General features: G+C 45.4%; 11 protein-coding genes. 8 read left to right on the forward strand and 3 right to left on the reverse strand.

The features are described from left to right. Positions 1–76 precede the first annotated feature (76 nt). The 8 genes from MHI52_RS16195 to MHI52_RS16230 all read left to right on the forward strand — a co-directional run bounded on the left by MHI52_RS16195 (position 77) and on the right by MHI52_RS16230 (position 17098). Complete coding sequence (locus MHI52_RS16195; RefSeq protein WP_076253170.1) at positions 77–6463, forward strand: GDSL-type esterase/lipase family protein; 6387 nt, start codon at positions 77–79, stop codon at positions 6461–6463. Positions 6464–6737: 274 nt separating this feature from the next. Beyond that, positions 6738–8450 carry a sensor histidine kinase gene (locus MHI52_RS16200; RefSeq protein WP_076253171.1) on the forward strand — a complete coding sequence of 571 codons (1713 nt, stop codon included), beginning with the start codon at positions 6738–6740 and terminating at the stop codon, positions 8448–8450. Beyond that, positions 8447–9853 carry a response regulator gene (locus MHI52_RS16205; RefSeq protein WP_076253172.1) on the forward strand — a complete coding sequence of 469 codons (1407 nt, stop codon included), beginning with the start codon at positions 8447–8449 and terminating at the stop codon, positions 9851–9853. The genes MHI52_RS16200 and MHI52_RS16205 overlap by 4 nt, the downstream gene beginning before the upstream one ends. 251 nt (positions 9854–10104) lie before the next feature. Then, positions 10105–11841 (forward strand): extracellular solute-binding protein, encoded by a 1737-nt coding sequence (locus MHI52_RS16210; RefSeq protein WP_076253173.1) that lies wholly within the window; start codon positions 10105–10107, stop codon positions 11839–11841. A gap of 61 nt (positions 11842–11902) precedes the next feature. Continuing rightward, positions 11903–12817, forward strand: coding sequence for a sugar ABC transporter permease (locus MHI52_RS16215; protein ID WP_076253174.1), 915 nt, complete (start codon positions 11903–11905; stop codon positions 12815–12817). A 13-nt stretch (positions 12818–12830) separates the two neighbouring features. Beyond that, positions 12831–13724, forward strand: a complete 894-nt coding sequence (locus tag MHI52_RS16220) for a carbohydrate ABC transporter permease (protein ID WP_076253175.1) — start codon at positions 12831–12833, stop codon at positions 13722–13724. A 22-nt stretch (positions 13725–13746) separates the two neighbouring features. Further along, a complete protein-coding gene (locus MHI52_RS16225) occupies positions 13747–15375 on the forward strand; it encodes an alpha-glucosidase (RefSeq protein WP_076253176.1) in 1629 nt (542 codons plus the stop codon). Positions 15376–15427: 52 nt separating this feature from the next. After that, a complete protein-coding gene (locus tag MHI52_RS16230) occupies positions 15428–17098 on the forward strand; it encodes an alpha-glucosidase (RefSeq protein WP_076253177.1) in 1671 nt (556 codons plus the stop codon). Positions 17099–17202: 104 nt separating this feature from the next. Here MHI52_RS16230 and MHI52_RS16235 read toward each other — a convergent pair whose 3' ends face one another. The 3 genes from MHI52_RS16235 to MHI52_RS16245 all read right to left on the reverse strand — a co-directional run bounded on the left by MHI52_RS16235 (position 17203) and on the right by MHI52_RS16245 (position 19753). Beyond that, entirely contained in the window at positions 17203–17484 is a 282-nt protein-coding gene (locus MHI52_RS16235; protein WP_036615433.1) for a GNAT family N-acetyltransferase, read from the reverse strand. After that, entirely contained in the window at positions 17477–17728 is a 252-nt protein-coding gene (locus tag MHI52_RS16240; RefSeq protein ID WP_036616061.1) for a (4Fe-4S)-binding protein, read from the reverse strand. Before MHI52_RS16240 ends, MHI52_RS16235 begins: the two co-directional genes overlap by 8 nt. 270 nt (positions 17729–17998) lie before the next feature. After that, the gene (locus tag MHI52_RS16245; RefSeq protein ID WP_076253178.1) at positions 17999–19753 is read right to left on the reverse strand and encodes a methyl-accepting chemotaxis protein; all 1755 of its coding nucleotides are present in this window, start codon (positions 19751–19753) and stop codon (positions 17999–18001) included. Positions 19754–19809: the final 56 nt, after the last annotated feature.

Genomic DNA, 19809 nt, shown 5'->3' on the forward strand with positions numbered 1-19809 from the left:
TCATATGACAACAAGCTGGGCAGGATCGAACTGATGATTCTAAAAATGAATTTTTAGATAAGGAGGAGTTAATCGAATGATCCGAAGAACTGTTTCCATCCAGAAATCGATGTTTGTATCTTTTTTAGCACTCCTTATGGTTATTTCACTGGCTGTTCCTCCGGCACCGATGCGTGCAGAGTCATCATCAAACGGCCTGCCGGGTCGCCAAGCAGAATACCTGAACCGGAGTTTGGTTGCGGTTCTTGTAGACAACGGCGTTTTTTTAAGCTGGAGGTATTTAAACAACGACCCAGATGATATCGCTTTCAATATATATAAAAATGGAACCAAAGTGAACGCATCACCCATAAGCGATGTGACGAACTATGTGGACACCACTGGTTTCGACAGCTCGCAATATCAGATCTCCACCGTTATTGAAGGCAAAGAGCAGATGCAGCCGGAGGTTGTATCAGTCTGGCATAACGATTATCTCCCTATCCCGCTCGATAAACCGGCCGATGGCCGGACTAAGGATGGTGGAACTTACTCCTATTATGCAGGAGATGCTTCCGTAGCTGACTTGGATGGGGATGGCGAATATGAAATTGTTTTCCTGTGGAGTCCGAGCAATTCCAAGGACAATTCGCAGGCCGGTTATACCGGCAATGTCTATATCGATGCTATCAAACTGGACGGCACAAAGCTGTGGAGAATTGACCTGGGAGTCAACATCCGCGCCGGAGCGCATTATACGCAGTTAATGGTGTATGACCTCGATGGCAACGGAAGGGCTGAGGTTGTTGTCAAGACGGCGGACGGCACAAAGGATGGCCAAGGCACAGTCATTGGTGATGGCACGAAGGATTATCGCAACGACGGCGGATACATATTGTCAGGTCCAGAATATCTCACACTGTTTAACGGTGAGACTGGCGCGGCTGTATCCACTGTGAATTATGATCCGCCAAGAGGCAACGTCAACGATTGGGGTGACGGCTATGGCAACCGTGTAGATCGGTTCCTTGGCGCGATTGCTTATCTGGACGGTACGAAGCCAAGTGTCGTGATGAGCCGGGGTTATTATACCCGCACAGTGCTTGTTGCTTATGATTATGTTGGCGGGGAACTCGTCAAACGCTGGACGTTCGACACAAACGAAGCAGGATCACAATATCAATCACAAGGCAACCATAATCTAAGTGTGCTGGATGTCGACAAGGACGGCAAGGACGAAATTATGTTTGGCGCCTTGGCCATTGACGATGACGGCAGCTTGCTGTACAGCACCGGACTCGGACACGGTGATGCTATGCATGCCGGCCAGCTCAATCCGAACCGGGAGGGCTATCAGGTCGTAAGTGTGCATGAGCATTCGGATGCGGCATACGGACTGGAGATGCGCGATGCGGCAACAGGTGAAATCCTTTGGGGTGAGAAAACAGGTTTTGACACCGGTCGCGGGATGTCGGCGGACATTGATCCGAACTATCCGGGTTACGAATCATGGGCCACGACCGTTACCAACGGGCAAAGTGTCCCAGTAACCAATACTTATTCAGCTGCCGGAGAGGCTATCTACACTGTGGACGAAGGGCCCAAAACCGCCAATTTCGCCATCTGGTGGGATGGAGATCTTCAGCGGGAGCTATTGGACCATGAGTGGGATAATAGCACAGCCAAAGGAATTCCGCTCATCTATAAGTGGGATTACCAAAACAAAAAGCTGAATGAAATCTTCCGGGCAACCGGTACGTTAACGAACAACCATACCAAAGGCAATCCGGCACTTCAGGCGGACATTCTGGGCGACTGGCGTGAGGAGCTTCTGCTGCGGAGCGAAGATAGTTCGGAGTATCGTCTCTACACAACGACCATTCCTTCAGACTATCGCATCCCTACGCTGATGCAGGACCCTGTGTATCGACTTGGCGTAGCCTGGCAAAATGTAGCCTACAACCAGCCGCCTCATACCGGCTTTTATCTTGGAGCGGAAGCTACAGCATTCCCTAAAGCCGATCTGGCGCTGACTCGCGAAGCTGAAATGCCGGAGCCGGTCTACCGCTTTAATTTCGGTACAGAGACTGCGTCAGGAAGTACGAACATACAGGATACGCTCTACGCACAAGATCCGGGATACGGCTTCAAGGATACAAGTGGTGTTACGGTAGGGGCAAACCAGGTTTCGGTCGCGGCAGGCACGACATTTGCCGTTGATCTGCCCAATACAAACTATAAGGTGACGCTGCGATTGGGCAATGATGCAAATGACTCGAACGTTGGAGTCAAATCCGAATTCGTCCAGAAGCTCGCCGTAACCAATGTGACAGCAGGAGCACCACTGGAGTATTCCTATGATATTGCTGTGGTGGATGGACAGCTCGATCTTATATTCACGGGTACAGCCATAGACATCCAAGACGTCATCATCGAGAAATATCCAGAGAAAGCGGCTGGTGCGGCAACAACGATCTATATGGCTGGTGATTCAACCATGCAATCTTATAGTGAAGCGCAGGCTCCTCAAGAAGGATGGGGCCAGCAGTTCGGACGTTATTTCTCCAATGGGGCAGTCGTCGTGAACGATGCGATCGGTGGCCGAAGCAGTAAATCCTTTATGGTAGACGGTCGTTTGGATACAATCCTGCAACGAATTAAGCCGGGGGACTTCTTCTTCATTTCCTTTGGTCATAACGACGCTAGTGCAGGGATACCGGACCGGTATGCATCCCCTGAGGATTATAAGATCTACTTAACTCGTTATGTAAACGGTGCCAAACAGCGCGGCGCTACACCCGTATTGCTCACTCCGGTTGGACGCAGAGATTTCAACACGGTGACTCAGGAGTTCAACGTCAGCTTCCCAGCATACGTGCAGGCTGCCAAAGAAGTGGCAGAAGAGCTTGACGTGCCGCTGATTGATCTGAGCAAGTTAAGTATTGCGTACTACGACAAAATTGGTAATACAGCTACGGAAAAAGTATTCCTATACGCTAATCCGGGTGAATATCCGAAATACCCGAATGGAATCAACGATAATACCCATTTCAGCAGCTATGGTGCACAGAAAATTGCCGGACTCGTTGCTGGTGCAGTCAAAGACATGGAGCTGAGTATCTCATCACTGGTCATTGACCCAGATATTACCGAGCCAGAACCAGAGCCAGAAACCCAGCTCTATGAGGAGGATTTTGAAGGCGACGCTGCCAACTACCAGTATGCGATGGTCAATGCTACGGGTATCGCAGGAACCATGGCGGGAACGGTAGTTGAACAGTCCGGAAATAAGGTACTATCCGTCGCGGGTTCCGGATCGGGCAATCGGGCCAAGGTATTCCGTCTGTTTGATGCCGTGAACGGCGATCAGGTGAACGTGAACTTTGACTGGCAATCCGGTAATGTGAGTGCATATCCATCAGAAGGTCACCTCACAATACAGGATTCTAACGAAAATGCCCTTTTCACGCTGTTTACCAAAACCGGAAGCACCAAAATTCATTATTATGTCGGTGCATATAATCCGGACTACGGCGCGGGTGATACAGCCATACCTGAAGGGGGAACGGCTACAGATATTTCCAAGAACCAGTGGGTCAATGTGGATGCTACCGTTAATTTTGCCGAGAAAACACTTGATCTGACATTAACGAACCTAGCGAATCCGACACTTACACAAACGATTCAAGATATCCCACTGAGTTCCGCCGCATATGCGGACAACGTCAGATCCATGCGGTTCCTGGGCACGAGAAAAGGCGGTGGAGGCACGTTGAACTGGACTACCCAGATCGACAACGTGCGAATTGAAGGCACTCAGCTCTCTTCAGAGGGTGGCGATCAGACTGCATTGATCGCTCTGTATGATGAGATCAAAGCACTAGATCTGTCAGATTATACAGATGCGTCGAAGGCCGTGGTGAACCGGGCTTTGGTAGCTGCGGAAGCCATTTTCAATACGGAAGCTACCCAAGCTCAAGTTGACCATACGTTTAACATGTTAACTGTTGCGAAGGATTCTTTGACAAGTGAAGCGAGCGAAGAGATAAACGAATACAAATTTGACTTTGGTTCTGGTGGCGCAGCCGACGGATACATTAAAGTAGATGCCAAAAGAGCATACATCGAAGGCAACGGGTACGGCTTTGCTGATACTGCACTGACCAAAGATGAGAACCGGGAAACCGGAGATTTGCTTAAGGAAGATTTCACACGAGTAAATGGTACCTCTTTCCTGGTGGAAATGGAGCCGGCGAATTACCGGGTAACGATGACCATCGGAGATGCAGAGGAATCAACCAGCGCAAATGTCGTTGTAGAGCAGATGACAAAGCTGCCGCTGACAAGCATTGCCAAGGGCGAATTCAAAGAAATCACGTATGACATTGCCCTGATCGATGGGGTGTTTAACTTCAACTTTACCGGAAATGCACCGAAGATCAATGCGATGAAGCTGGAGCGCCTGCCAGATCACAGTGCAAGCGATAAACCGGTTATTTATCTGGCCAGCGATTCGACTGTGGCCAATTACGCGGAAAACTATCGTCCGCAAGCAGGCTGGGGAGAAACATTGGGTGGATATTTTGATCCAAATGAAGTCAGTATTGATAACCGGGCAGTTGGAGGTTTGAGCAGCAAAACCTTCCTGGTCGGTGGATATCTTAACGATATTTTACTCGACATTCAAGAAGGCGATTATCTGTTCATGCAGTGGTCTCATAACGATTCCACACCTTCACGTCCAGAGCGTTATCTGACACCAGAGCAATTTAAGGTATATCTGAAAGAATACATTAACGGTGCTCTGCAGAGAGGGGCAATTCCAGTTCTGGTCACGCCAGTGAATCGTCGTGATTTTACCGGAGAAGTGCTGAACAAAAGCTTCCCGGAATACGTACAGGCGATGAAAGAAACGGCGCAGGAAACGGAAACGCTTATCATCGATCTGAACCAAGCCAGTTGGGAGCATTTCCAGGAGCTTGGCACTGAAGGAACCAAATCGATATTCATGTGGGTAGGCACAACGGAAGACAATACACATTTGCAAATGAACGGTGCAATCAAGGTTTCTGAACTCGTGGCACGTCTTGTGAAGGAATTGAATACTCCGCTATCTGATTTTGTCACGCTGGAAGGGGAATCTCCGGAACAGAAGGCTCCGCATACTACGGCAACTGTGGAAGGAGAATCGCAGAACGACTGGTATACTTCTCCAGTCCAAGTAACCTTCACAGCAAGCGATGAAGATTCCGATATCGAAGGGACCTATTATCAAATCAATGGTGGCGAAACGGTGAGTGGCACACAGTTGACCCTAACTGAAGAAGGTACACATACCATCACCTACTGGAGCGTCGATGTTGACGGTAACAAAGAGAGTGAACAGTCTTTGTCCATATCCATTGATCTCGTACCTCCAACCATTGAAATTCATGGTCAAACCGAATACACCATTGATCAGCATGTGGAAATTGGCTATACAGCCTCCGATTCGGTATCCGGTGTGGAAGAACCGGAGGGTGTGCTTCTCGACACTCCTGCGTATACACTGGAACCCGGCCTGAACCAGGTTACGGCAACGGTCTCCGATTTGGCTGGCTGGGAACAGACGGTAGAATATCGTTTTGGCGTTATTGCTACATTCGACAGCCTGATCAATCTGACCAACGTCTTTGCAGATGAATCGACTGATCCTAATGCTGGTGTTCTTGCTGATCAGCTCACAAACACGTTGGAGCAGGCCAAACAGGCAGCAAACAATCGTGAAGGAGCAAAAGCGCGTCAATTGCTTGTATCCTACGGTAATGACGTTCAAGCAGCTAGAGGAACCGTATTTACGGATGAGCAGGCAAGTGTGCTGATTAAGTGGGAGGAATGGCTCCATCAGACAACGCCACTTGCAAACGGTGCCCCAGGCACTCCGGTGTTATCTGATAATAATGGTTACGACACGGGGCTCAAAGACGGCGACTACACGATCACGATGAATCTATGGTGGGGTAATAACGGCAATCAGTTCAAACTGTATGAGAACGGTGAATTGATTAAAGAAATTTCTCTGGTCGATCAATCCCCGTCCGCCCAATCTGTTCAAGTTGATATTACTGGAAAGAAAAATGGCACCTATATCTATACTGGAGAATTGATCAATGCACTGGGTTCAACCATGAGTGTTCCACTGACAGTCATCGTCACGGATGCTTCCCCGGGGCAAGCTGTTCTGTCGAACGACAACTGGGACGGTGACGGCAACTATAATGTCACAATGAATCTGTGGTGGGGAACAAACGCAACCGAATACGAACTTTACGAAAATGGTGTATCGATTGACACACAAATGCTGCAATCTCATTCTCCTGGTGCACAGTCTGCGGTTACCTCAATCTCTGGAAGGGTACCTGGAATCTACGAGTATGAAGCTGTACTTCGTAATTCTTCAGGGGAAACCAGATCACACAAATTAAATGTGACGGTACGAGAGTAGACTGAAATGTTCGAGCATTCCATTAACAAGAAGTGATACAACTGAAGTAAGGTACGCATACAAAAGTGCTATTCCTCATCATTTTGAGGAGTAGCACTTTTTATATATGCACAGTATGAAAGCGTTTGACTTATTTGAATATCAATCTATAATGATGAAAGGAAATTGGACTTGGACAGGATACAGACAGCCTGTCCGCTTGAATGTATATTCAGAGCAAGCTTCCATACGCAGGAGGCTTGCTGTTTCATTTTCAGAAGGAGAATAGGTTCCCATGACACTTAAAAAAAGAATATTTTTACTGTTCTTTCTCAGTGCGTTTATCCCCTTTATCAGTATATTTGCGATTTCTTATTATACGATCGACTCCATTTTCGCAAATAAGATCGATGATGGTATCCGTAGCAATTTACAGCAGGTGACATCCTCATTGGAGAATTCCATCACCAATCTGAATCATGTGACGCAACAATTATCTTACAGGGGTACTTTAGGCAAAAGAATGGATGAATTCTTGAATCCGTCCTCCGATATCTTCGAACTGATTGAGGCCAGGGACGAATTAAAAAACGAGTTAAGTGTTGTGACCTTCACCAATCCTAATATCGGATTGACCCTATATTACTTTCAAAAAGAAGGTACTACTCAGTTCGGCAACTTTCCGATTAAGGATCGTTTCTCTCCTGAGTCTCTGCCTGTGCTCTTCCAAACCTATGGCATTAAGTACTATGGCCCCCATATGAGTATGAACCGATTTGATGATCAACTCGTTCTGTCTGCTATGCGCAAAGTGCAACTATCCGAGAGGAACGACGTGTTCATTTACGTAGAATCAGGCTTTCGCCTCACTCAAGATATCTTGGGCTACAATCAATACAACGGCGCATTATCTCATCTCATCCTGGATGGTGAGGGAAACATTGTGTACAGTGAAATACCGGAAGCCATGAAGGTAGGGGAGAATTTCTCCAGCTTAACAGTAGATCCTGCCAAAGACGGGATATCCCGCGGGTATCACTGGTTCAAGGAGGATTCCTCACAGAAATGGAGTGTCGTATCGGTCATTTCGCAGTCTCAATATCAACAGGAGAAAAACCAGTGGTTGCTTCAAATTTTGCTGGTCGCTTTATTTTTCCTCGGCTTTACCGTGTTTCTCGCTTGGCTTCTGTGGAAGATGGTCTACAAACCACTCGGTCTGTTTCATTCGGAGATCAATGGAATGTCCAAGAATCCACAAACAAAAGGGAGCCGAGCTCGCACTCAGATTCCCGAATTTGATTTTCTGTTGGGTGAATTTTCGAATATGCAGCATCAGATTGGTGACCTCTTCAAGGAAGTTCAGCAGAAAGAGAAGATTCGTGCAGACCTGGAAGTGGAAAAGCTACTCTATCAGATCAACCCGCACTTTCTAATGAATACGCTCGATACGGTACACTGGTTGGCCGTCATGAACGGACAAGGGGAGATCGACAAGCTGGTACAATCGTTGAACAAGCTGCTCTATTACAATCTAGGCAAATTAGGGCAAGTATCCACTATGGAAGAGGAGATCGATGCCCTAAGACAGTATCTAATTTTGCAGCAAATTCGCTATGACTTTGAATTTGACGTCCGCATTACTGCAGATGAACAAGTACTTCAAATTCCTGTGCCCCGCTTTATTCTGCAACCGCTGGTTGAAAATTCGTTATATCATGGATTAAGTGACGAAGGTTTTATTCAGATTGAAGTGACATGCACTTCAACGTTGAACATTATGATACAAGATAATGGTGCAGGTATGACTGAGGAAACCATTCATAATCTGCTGAACAATCGTGAAGCTGAACAACAAAAAGTAGGGATGGGCATCGGTCTCAATTATGTTCACCGCATGTTAAAGGCACAGTACGGGGACCAAGCACAACTGGTGATCGAGAGTGAATTGGGAACAGGGACAAGCATACTGCTCGTATTGCCTATTAAAGGAGAAGATATCTCGGCATGATTAAGGTATTGATTGTAGATGATGATAAGCTGGTACGCAAAGGCATTAGCTCTGCGATGCCATGGAACGAGTTCAACATGGAGGTTGTAGGAGAGGCCAGCAACGGGGCGAAAGCGCTGGATTTCCTAAAAACCCAACCAGTCGATCTGATGCTAACGGATCTTGCGATGCCCGTCATGTCAGGGATTGAACTGATGCGAGCTGCGAGGCAGCTCTATCCAGAACTTCATATTGTTGTGTTAACACTGCATCAGGATTTCGATTATATCCAGGAAGCGCTAAGACTCGGAGCCATCGATTATATAGCCAAAGTGCAGCTGGAGAAAGAGCAATTCGAACATGTTCTGCAACGGATTCATACCCGAATTAACGGGTTGACAAGCACGATAAGAAAGATGCCATCGCTGGATGAAATCAATGTCCATTATCGAAATGTGTATGCACTTGTTTCACAGGATCGTAAATCAGAGCAGAAGTGGCCAATGGAGCTAACTGCGCATGAAGATGAGATTAGATGGGAGGTTGAGCGTAATAGCTGCATGTGGGCTGCACCCCCGTCCGAAGAGGATCAACTATTTCATCAATTGAAGGAAGGCCTGCATCACGTTCCCCAGTGTACGTTGTTAGTTTTGTCTGATGTACAAGAGCGAACATGGTCGCAAATCAAAAACTGGATTAGGAATTATACAGAGACGACTTTATTCTATGCGTACAATCCCAATAACCAAGTCATTACCATTTCCATGAATGAAGAAGATACATTTTCAAAAGAACCGCAGGATGAGGACCTTGACCGGATTAAACAAAGTTGGTTCCAAACCCCATGGACCCACCATGACAGTTACTACAATCAACTCATTGATCAGTTTATATCCTTACGATTACATAAAGGTCAGTTGATGGGATTGCTGTACTCAATCGTGATGGAATGGAACCACCTTTTTGCCCAAACTACGCTTGGAAGAATCGCGATGATCCATTCTTTCGAGTCTTGGTACGAGGTTGAAGAATGGATCAAACAGACTGCTGCAAGCATTCGCAAGGCTGATGAACAGACTTCGTACTCACAGGAAATCATCGATGCCGTGAAAAAAGCAGTGATGATCGTGCAGCAGGATTTGGAACAGGCCTATACAGCTTCAGGTCTCTCCCAACAACTCAATATCAGCCGAAGTTACTTCAGTCAATGTTTCAAAGATCTGATGGGGAAAACCTTTAATGAGTACTCCCGCTTCATCCGGGTAGAGAAATCCAAAGAGTACTTGCTCAATACGAATAATACGATTTTCTGGATTGCGGAGCGAGTGGGTTATACGGATGAAAAATATTTCAGCCGGATTTTCCGCGAACTGACAGGTCTTCTGCCAAGCGAATATCGGCAGCTAGGTAGAGGAAATAAATAGCCGACAGCTTCCTGTTTTAGGAGCTGCCGGCTTTTGTTTTGATCGAGAAGAGGGGTAGATAGACAAATGTTAGTCAGTAGGTAGGGTAAATGATCACAAGTTAACCATACTTCATCATACGGACTGAAAACTGTAACCATTTCTCTATCCAAACGGACGTGTAATCCCTATCTCGATTGGCCTTCACTTCATTTTATAATGAAAGCGCAAACAAATATATTGAACATCAGAATAAAGGGGAATCGAACTAGATGAGAACAAAATGGTCTATGAAAAGCAAACGGGTGACAAAGCGTCTGGCCGTGCTGTCCATGTCCGCCTTGATGGTTGCAGCCCTAGCGGCATGCGGAGGCACTTCCAATCCTCCTACTGCAGAGGAAGCAGGCAAATATGAGGTAACGCCTGGAGATCCGTTCAGTGCCTATAAAGACGAAATTACCGTAACCATGGGACGGGTAACCACAGCCAACCCAAAACTGCCGACTGGTGATACCTATGAGAACAACGCATATACTCGGCTGGTCAAAGACACGTTTAACGCTCAGATTACAGATCAATTTGAAGCCAATGGTGAAGATTATAGTCGTCAAGTATCGCTTGCCATCGCATCCGGGGAATTGCCTGACATGATGCGTGTTGATTCCAAAGATGAACTGAAAGAGCTGGTGGATAACGACCTGATTGAGGATCTGACATCCATTTACGATCAATATGCCACGGATAATATCAAGCAAATGTACGATTCCTACGACGGCCGAGCATTAGACAATGCAACGATTGATGGACGTTTGATGGGACTTCCGGCGACTTCCCTGGATTCCGCACCAACGATGGTTTGGGTCCGTCAAGATTGGCTGGATCTGCTGGGGATTCAACTTGATGCAGATGGAGACGGCGCCATTTCGCTGAATGAGGTGGAGCAAACAGCACTGGAATTCCTGAAAAGAGATCCTGGTCAATCCGGGAACCCGGTAGGTATTCCATTTGTGAACACGATGAATACAACAGATTATAATGGCTCTGCTTATACGATGCTGGGTGTGGCCTCAACCGAGGGAGCCTTCCCGCAATATTGGATGAATGGTGAAGACGGCAAAATCGTGTATGGTTCCACAACAGAAGAAACGAAGAAAATGCTGGGTACCATGGCGGATTGGTTCAAGAATGGTATTATCGACCCGCAATTCGGAACCCGCACGTTTGATGATATTACCGCACTCTACGCCAATGGCCAAAGCGGTATTGCCTTTGGACCGTGGCATATCCCTGACTGGGGACTGATCAGTGCAAAACAGATGGATAAAAATGCGAAATTCTCGGCTTATACGCTGGAAGATGCAGACGGCAAGGTCAACGTGGCGCATGCCAATCCATCCAATCAGTTTATCGTGGTGAGAAAGGGTTATGAACACCCTGAACTGGCCGTTAAGATTGTAAACCTGTTCTACGATAAACTGGCCAATGATAAAGATGCCGCAACAACCATGCCGGAAGCTGCCAAATATCAGGAGACCGGGGTAGACGGATCTACGAGACCTTTTAATATCGAAGTCAACTCGGCTACATCGCTGCTGGATGATTACTCTGATGTTGTTCGAGGAATCAAAGGAGAGATTTCCCTGGATGAGGTTCGCACTACCGAATCGAAGAACAATATCGGAAGCATCAAAACCTATTTGAGCGACATGGATACGGATGATGTGACTGCTTGGTCAAAATATCATTCGCGGATCAACGGAGTGGGACTAATCGACAAACTGACACAAGAAAGCAAATTTGTATGGATGACACCTGCTTTCTCTGGCACTACACCAAGCATGAAACAGACGTGGGCCAATCTGACGAAGTTGGAACAGGAATCGTTTATCAAAATCATAACGGGTTCAGAATCGCTCGATTACTTCGATACATTCGTGAGCAACTGGAAGAAACAGGGTGGTGATCAAGTCATTCAGGAAATTGAAGACGAGATCGCATCGAAACAATAATATCCATGAAAAGTGGAAGGGCTGCGATACGCAGCCTTTCTTCAACGAAAGGGGTTCATCCATGAAACAGGGGAATTTGAAAGCGCGAGGGCGGCTCGGCCCAGGTGCCATGTACCATATGATGATGATTCCGGGCATTTTATTTTTGCTTGTATTCAGCTATGTTCCAATGGTCGGTATCATTACAGCGTTTCAGGATTATATACCGGCCAAGGGCATGTTCGGCTCTGAATTTGTAGGCTTGAAGCATTTTATGTATATGTTCAAGCTGCCGGATATCGCGCAGGTCGTCAGCAATACGTTGGTGATTGCGATTGGCAAGATTCTGCTCGGAACGATGATGGCCATCATTTTTTCCGTTTTATTAAATGAAATTCGTATCAAATACGTTAAAAAATCCGTGCAGACGATTGTTTATCTGCCACACTTTCTATCCTGGGTTGTTCTGGCATCCGTCGTTGTCAACATGTTCAGTCTGGATGGTATTGTGAATCAAATGTTGGCATTTTTTGGCCTCGAAAATATTAATTTCCTTGGCAGTAACACCTGGTTCCAGCCACTGATTATAGGAACTGATGTATGGAAAGAATTTGGTTACAGTTCCATCGTCTATCTGGCTGCCATTACGTCCATTGATCCCGGTCTGTATGAAGCGGCAGGAATGGATGGAGCCAGTTGGTGGAGAAAAGTATGGCATATTACATTGCCAGGCATGCTGCCTATTATTCTGCTCATGGGCGTAATGAGCTTGACCAACATTCTGAGCGCCGGTTTCGATCAAGTCTATAATCTGTATAACCCGGTTGTCTATGAGTCAGGCGACATTCTGGATACTTATGTCTATCGGATCGGTCTTGTTGGGCGACAGTATAGCTTCGGTACAGCTGTTGGTTTGTTCAAGTCCGTAATCGGCATTGTTTTGCTCTTGTCTGCCAACCAGTTAGCCAAAAAATATACGGATCGAAAAATATTCTAAGGAGGCCAAACCTGTGTCCTATTCTGCAAACTTCAAAGATCGAATTGGCCGGTTTGTCATCTATGCCATCGTCATCGTGCTGGCATTGGTCTGCCTTCTTCCGTTATGGAATATCGTCGCCATTTCATTCAGCAGCAGCGAGGCGGTATCCGCAAATGCAGTAGGTCTCGTTCCGGTCAATTTTACAACAGCGGCTTATACCAAAATTATTGATGATGCACAGTTCTGGCGTTCCTTTGGCATATCTGTTCTACGTGTCGCGCTTACTCTTGTGCTTAACATGATTTTGATTATTTTAATGGCTTATCCGCTATCCAAATCGAAGAGGGATTTCAAAGGCAGAAACATTTATATGAATATCATGATTTTTGCCATGTTGTTTAGCGGAGGCATGATTCCGAGTTACCTGCTGATCAAAAACCTGGACATGCTGAATACGATATGGGCACTCGTTCTGCCAGGCGCTGTCCCCATATTCAGTGTCATTCTCGTGATGAATTTCTTCTCCGCTGTACCTAAGGCGCTTGAAGAAGCAGCATTCATCGATGGAGCAAATCCCATTCAGGTCTTGTTCAAAGTGTATGTCCCTGTGTCCATTCCTGCGCTGGCGACAGTCGCCTTGTTCAGTATCGTGGGTACATGGAATGACTTCTTCAGTGGTTTGATCTATATGACCAAAGTTAGCAATTACCCGCTAATGACCTATATTCAGTCCCTTAACGTGAATATTGCCGATTTGCTTCAAGCTGGCACCAATTCCAGTGAACTCAGCAACCTGACTGAAATTTCGAACAAAAACCTGAACGCAGCCAAAATCGTAGTTGCTGTTATCCCGCTATTGCTGATTTATCCCTTGCTGCAAAAATACTTTGTGACTGGCATTGTCGTAGGATCGGTCAAAGAATAGCCTTAGAAAGGTTGAATGGAACATGGAAAATAAAAAATGGTGGAAAGAAACTGTTGTATATCAAATATATCCACGCAGCTTTCAAGATCGAAACGGTGATGGAATCGGAGACTTGGAGGGCATTGTGTCTCGATTGGATTATTTGCAGCAACTCGGCATTGGTGCGATCTGGTTATCACCTGTCTGCAAGTCTCCTCAAGATGATTACGGATATGATATTTCAGATTATCAGGACATCGATCCGATGTTTGGGTCTTTGGAAGATATGGAAACGTTAATTCTTGAAGCCAAGAAACGAGACATTCGGATCATCATGGATTTGGTGTTGAACCATACCTCGGATGAACATCCCTGGTTTCTAGAAGCCAAAAAAGGTAAAGACAATCCTTACCATGACTACTACGTCTGGAGAGATGGTGTTGAAGGAACGCCTCCGAACGACTTGGGGTCTACCTTCAGTGGTTCAGCCTGGGAATGGGTGCCTGAGATCGGGCAATATTATTTGCATCTTTTTTCCGTAAAACAGCCTGATCTCAATTGGGAAAACCCCAAAGTCCGGCAGGAGATATACAACATGATCAATTGGTGGATCGACAAGGGTGTGGGTGGTTTTCGACTTGACGTGATCGACTTAATTGGTAAAGAACCGGATTTGAAAATTACGGGAAACGGACCTAATCTGCATAAATACATCAGGGAACTGAGCAAGGAGACGTTTCAAAAAACAGAAGACCTGCTTACGGTTGGAGAAACATGGGGCGCCACTCCGGAAATCGCCAAACTGTATAGCAACCCAGACGGCAGTGAATTTTCAATGGTATTCCAATTTGAACACATCAGTTTGGATGAACAAGAAGGCAAAGGAAAGTGGGATCTTAAACCTTTGGATGTGATGGCATTAAAAAAAGTGCTGTCCAAGTGGCAAACGGAGCTCAAGGGTGATGCTTGGAACAGTCTGTTCTGGAATAACCATGACTTGCCTCGAATCGTATCACGTTGGGGAAATGATGGAGAATTCAGAGTTGAATCAGCTAAAATGTTGGCTACCCTTCTTCATGGCATGCAAGGTACGCCTTACATATATCAAGGTGAAGAGCTGGGTATGACGAATGTTCAATATGCGATCGAGGATTATCGGGATATTGAATTACTCAACTTTTATAAGGAAAGAATGGGGAAAGGTTATCCTGAACAAAGCGTGATGGAGTCGATCTACGCCAAGGGACGTGATAATGCACGCACACCTATGCAATGGGATACTTCAGATAACGCGGGTTTTACACAAGGGGAACCTTGGATTACGGTGAATCCAAATTATAAGCAGATCCATGCCGAGGAAAGTTTGAATAATCCCGAATCCATATTCCATTATTACCGGAAGTTAATTCAATTACGAAAAGATCATGAAGTCATTGTATATGGTGATTATGAGCTGATCTTTCCAGAGAACCCAGACGTGTTTGCATATACCCGAACGCTGAACGGTACGACAATTCTTGTGGTATGCAATTTCCAGGGATATACGACTGAACTTCCCCTTCAGGAGCAATTGACAGGGTCCCATCGGCTTTTGATAACTAACTATACAGGTGAACTCTCGGAGAGCGAATTACGTCCATATGAAGCCAAGATGTACCTTATCCATGATTAAAGCATAATACGTTATATAATGTTCAGTTCTCAAGAAAGAAGGATTGTATTCAATGAAAAGAGTATGGTGGAAAGAAGCAGTAGCTTATCAAATCTATCCGAGAAGTTTTATGGATTCCAACGGAGATGGGGTTGGTGACATCCAGGGGATCATATCTAAACTGGATTATATTCAAGATCTCGGTATTGATCTGATATGGATCTGTCCGATGTATAAGTCACCTAACGACGATAATGTTTATGACATCAGCGATTACTGTTCCATTATGGATGAATTCGGCACGATGGCGGAATTTGATCAATTACTGTATGAAGTTCATCTTCGCGGCATGAAACTCATTATGGACTTGGTGATCAATCATACAAGTGACGAACACCCGTGGTTTATTGAATCCAGAGCTTCGCTGGATAACCCCAAACGGGATTGGTACATCTGGAGAGATGGGAAGAATGGGGACGAACCGAACAACTGGGAGAGCATCTTTGGCGGTTCTGCTTGGGAATATGATGAAGTCTCCGGACAGTACTATCTCCATCTGTTCTCCAAAAAACAACCGGATTTGAATTGGGCAAATAAAGAAGTTCGGAAATCCATATATGAAATGATGAATTGGTGGCTGGATAAAGGGATTGATGGTTTCCGTGTGGATGCAATCAGCCATATTCACAAAGAAGAGGGCCTCTTGGATATGCCAATCCGAGAAGGCGTCAAATACATCTCCTCTTTTGAAAAGCATATGAATGTGAAGGGAATCCAGAGTTATCTGCAAGAAATGAAAGAGAACACATTATCCAGATATGACGTCGTGACTGTTGGGGAAGCAAATGGAGTTAAGGTAGAGGACCAAGAAGATCTGCTGGATTGGATCTGTGAAGTCAGAGGGAAATTTAATATGGTCTTTCAATTCGAACACCTGGACCTTTGGAAAAACAGTACAGACAGGCAACTGGATGTTCCCAAACTGAAAAACGTCTTGACCAAGTGGCAAAAATCACTGGAAGGCGTCGGCTGGAATGCTTTATTTATTGAAAATCACGATCAGCCTCGCAAAGTTTCATCTTGGGGAAATGATACGGAGTATTGGTATGAAAGTGCCACAGCACTTGGAGCCATGTACTTTTTCATGCAAGGCACACCTTTCATATATCAGGGGCAAGAGATAGGCATGACAAACGTGGCTTACCCATCCATAGCGGATTATAACGACATAGCCGATCGGAATTTATATCAGATCAAACGCGAAGAGGGGATGTCGCATGAGGAGATCATGAACATCATCTGGGCTTCGAGTCGCGATAACTCCAGAACACCGATGCAGTGGTCTTCGGCCAAAGAGGCCGGGTTTACCAGTGGAACACCATGGCTGAAGGTGAATGACAATTACATTAATATTAATGTAGAGAAACAACTCCAGGAACCACGTTCTATTCTTCAATTTTATAAAGAAATGATTCAGCTGCGAAAAGAGCACGATACGCTGACTTATGGGATCTATGAGCTTCATATGCCGGATCATCCGAGTGTATATGCATATACACGTACACTGGCAGATCAACAGGTGCTGGTAGTAATCAATCTTTCTGAACACATGGTGGAGCTTGAGGAAGATGAGCTTGGCCTCAACTTCTCAGAGATCTGGCTTACCAACTATGAGAATGGCTTGCTGCCACTGGTGTTGCGACCGTTTGAAACTATTGTTGGATTAAGCGATATAGTAAAGTAAAGTAGGATACGTAAAAAGAAAAAGGCGCCTATATCATTCAGAAAATGATATAGACGCCTTTTATTGTTGTATAACCACATGAAAATTAGCTGCGAATATTCGTTTTATTGATGGAGAACATCCGCGTATTCGGAAATACGTTCGAAACGTCCCTTGGCAAACGGACATAGAGGTAAAATCTTAATACCGTTTTCCCGCGCGTATTCCACCATAGCTTTGATAAGTTCATCGCCAAGCCCTTGTCCTCGGTAAGCATTTTCTACCAAAGTGTGATCAATTATGTATAGCTCTGGACTCGAGATTACATAGGTCATCACCGCAGCAATGTCACCGTTATCTTGAATAAGGAATCTTTTATTGGCAGGTTCATGTTCTACGTTATGCATGTTCATCCTCTTTCTTTGTTGAATATTCACCGTCCAGAAGCTTATACGTCAATGCTCCGCTTGGACATGTGTCAATATGCCGGGCAATGGCCTCCGAAGTGTCACCATCAGGATCAACCCAAGGACGCTTGCTTAAATCAAAAACAGCAGGAAGGCCCTTTACACAAATACCGGAATGAATGCAAACATCCGAGTTAAACATAACCTCGATATCTTTACCGTAATATAATTTCTCTTTAACCATAATGCATTCACATCTTTCACTGTTGAGTTTGAGTTTGTTTACAGATCGATATCCCAGGCATCCATGGTAAGTCATGTCTGGCAGGCTCTTAATGTTCGAATTATAAATGAGGAATCATTATTAAGTCAACGTGACGAATCTCCTAATTCGTTGGTGGAAGCTGCTGATCAGAACCCTGAGTCCTCCGAAAAATTAACGCTCCAAGAAAGTTACGTTTCCGGCGGCGATTCTAAATTGTCATCTAACAACACCCTTAATGAGATTGGGAAATTATTTAGTGACTTCGATCTGAAATTGATCGGAATATGATTTGAGGTTGCCTGCAAGACCAGCGAGTTCCCCGGAGATGTTCGACAGTTCGTTTGCCGATCGCTGCTGCTCCACAGCACTAGCCGTGACTTCTTCGGCCATGGCTGAAGTTTCCTCGGTTGCGGAAGCAATATAACTGAGATTCTGTTCCAACTCCTGACGAATAGAGTGCATGTCCATCGTCCGGCTGTCTAAACTCTGAGCCAACTCATGCACTTCGGTCGATAAGCGGCTAACCTGTCCAAATGCCTGGAGACAATCAGCGATCTGTTTCTCCTGTTCTTTAACAGCTACCATATTTGCATCAAAATGACTGCCCATCCGATGTATCTCTTGAACAAATGAACCCAGGATCTCATCAATCTCCTGGATCGAACGTTCGGATTGTTGAGCGAGCTGTCCCATTTCCCCAGCAACGACTGCAAAGCCTTTACCCGCTTCTCCAGCTCGGGCAGCTTCAATTGAAGCATTCAGGGATAGAATTTGAGTTTGTTTTAAAATGTTGTGAATTTGACCGCTAATAGAGGAAGCGAGTTCGGATTGAGTCGTCAGAGACCTGGAAATATCCTGTTGATGCTCAACACGCTTGGCATTCTCTCTGCCCTTCTCAAGTAGAACCTCATGTTCACGTGTAACTTGTACTTGAACAGAAGATAGCTGCTCTGAAGTATAAGTAAACTGTTTCACATATGAACCTACTTCATCCATTATTTTGCCCAGATTCTCTGAATGCTGGACGGAGTGTTCTGTCTCTTCAGCCTGTTTCATTGAACCTATGGCAATCTCCTCAATCGCTCTGGAAAGTTCTTCGCTCTGACGCTGGTTTGTCTGAGCGGTTTCCGAAATATCTTTTGATGACTGCTGTAATGTATTTGATCCTTGCTGTATTCCCATCAGAATGTTCGTCAATTGGGCAACCATGATGTTAATCAAATCACTAATGTCACCGAGTTGATCATTGGACATATGTGTGGATACGACTGTAAGATTCCCATCAGCAACCTGCTCGAGACTTGACTTAATATCGCGTACTTGTCTAAGAATACCTCGTACTACGAATAACATCATGACCAAAGAAAGAATCAGTACAACCACAAAAATCGGGATTATGGTCCGATAAGCATTATTCACAGATGTCGCGGAGACTTGACTCACTGCTTCAGCAGAAATATCAATGCCCAGATAGCCAATGACAGTACCTTGCGAATCCTTGATTGGTGTAAAGGAGGACAATAGCTGTCCCCAGGTTGGATCATCTACAATGCCTGTTGTGACGACTTCACCACGTAACAAGCGTTCTTGAATCTGGGGATTGAATTCCATTGCAGTGCCGTAAGGACTATACTCTGTATCATTCCAATCCGCTCCATCCACGGTGTAAATCCACCCGTCCGAAGTTTTGTTATACATATAAACATACAAGGCTCCCGATTGAAGCCTAACTTTAACGAGTTCGTCCCTAAGACTTTTATATTCGTTGCTCTCCTCTGAAGCAGTAGAAGATAATGTCTTAATTAATTCCGACTCCTGACCTAGTTGAGAGGCGGTATTCACAGCCAGCTGCTGATTGTTATGCTGCATGGTCATTAATGATGCATTTTCACTGGAGTCGATGGTGGCCCATATGATTAGACCGCCCATGGCCAGTAGCGGAACCAGAATAATCAAATACAGTTTGAACCTTAAATCCATCTTTTTTTTGCGAGTCTGTCTCACGTACGGTTCCCCCTTGGATGTAATAAAGTAAATATGGTTATTCGTATAACCCCATA

The organism is Paenibacillus sp. FSL H8-0283 (assembly GCF_045040675.1).
In the GTDB taxonomy this organism is placed as follows: Bacteria; Bacillota; Bacilli; order Paenibacillales; family Paenibacillaceae; genus Paenibacillus; species Paenibacillus amylolyticus.

What these genes read in the sequence shown, in the direction of transcription:
- MHI52_RS16205 (WP_076253172.1), top strand. Translation starts at nt 8,447, where the DNA reads ATGATTAAGGTATTGATTGTAGATGATGATAAGCTGGTACGCAAAGGC.
- MHI52_RS16230 (WP_076253177.1), top strand. Translation starts at nt 15,428, where the DNA reads ATGAAAAGAGTATGGTGGAAAGAAGCAGTAGCTTATCAAATCTATCCG.
- MHI52_RS16200 (WP_076253171.1), top strand. Translation starts at nt 6,738, where the DNA reads ATGACACTTAAAAAAAGAATATTTTTACTGTTCTTTCTCAGTGCGTTT.
- MHI52_RS16195 (WP_076253170.1), top strand. Translation starts at nt 77, where the DNA reads ATGATCCGAAGAACTGTTTCCATCCAGAAATCGATGTTTGTATCTTTT.
- MHI52_RS16215 (WP_076253174.1), top strand. Translation starts at nt 11,903, where the DNA reads ATGAAACAGGGGAATTTGAAAGCGCGAGGGCGGCTCGGCCCAGGTGCC.
- MHI52_RS16225 (WP_076253176.1), top strand. Translation starts at nt 13,747, where the DNA reads ATGGAAAATAAAAAATGGTGGAAAGAAACTGTTGTATATCAAATATAT.
- MHI52_RS16210 (WP_076253173.1), top strand. Translation starts at nt 10,105, where the DNA reads ATGAGAACAAAATGGTCTATGAAAAGCAAACGGGTGACAAAGCGTCTG.
- MHI52_RS16235 (WP_036615433.1), bottom strand. Translation starts at nt 17,484, where the DNA reads ATGCATAACGTAGAACATGAACCTGCCAATAAAAGATTCCTTATTCAA.
- MHI52_RS16240 (WP_036616061.1), bottom strand. Translation starts at nt 17,728, where the DNA reads ATGGTTAAAGAGAAATTATATTACGGTAAAGATATCGAGGTTATGTTT.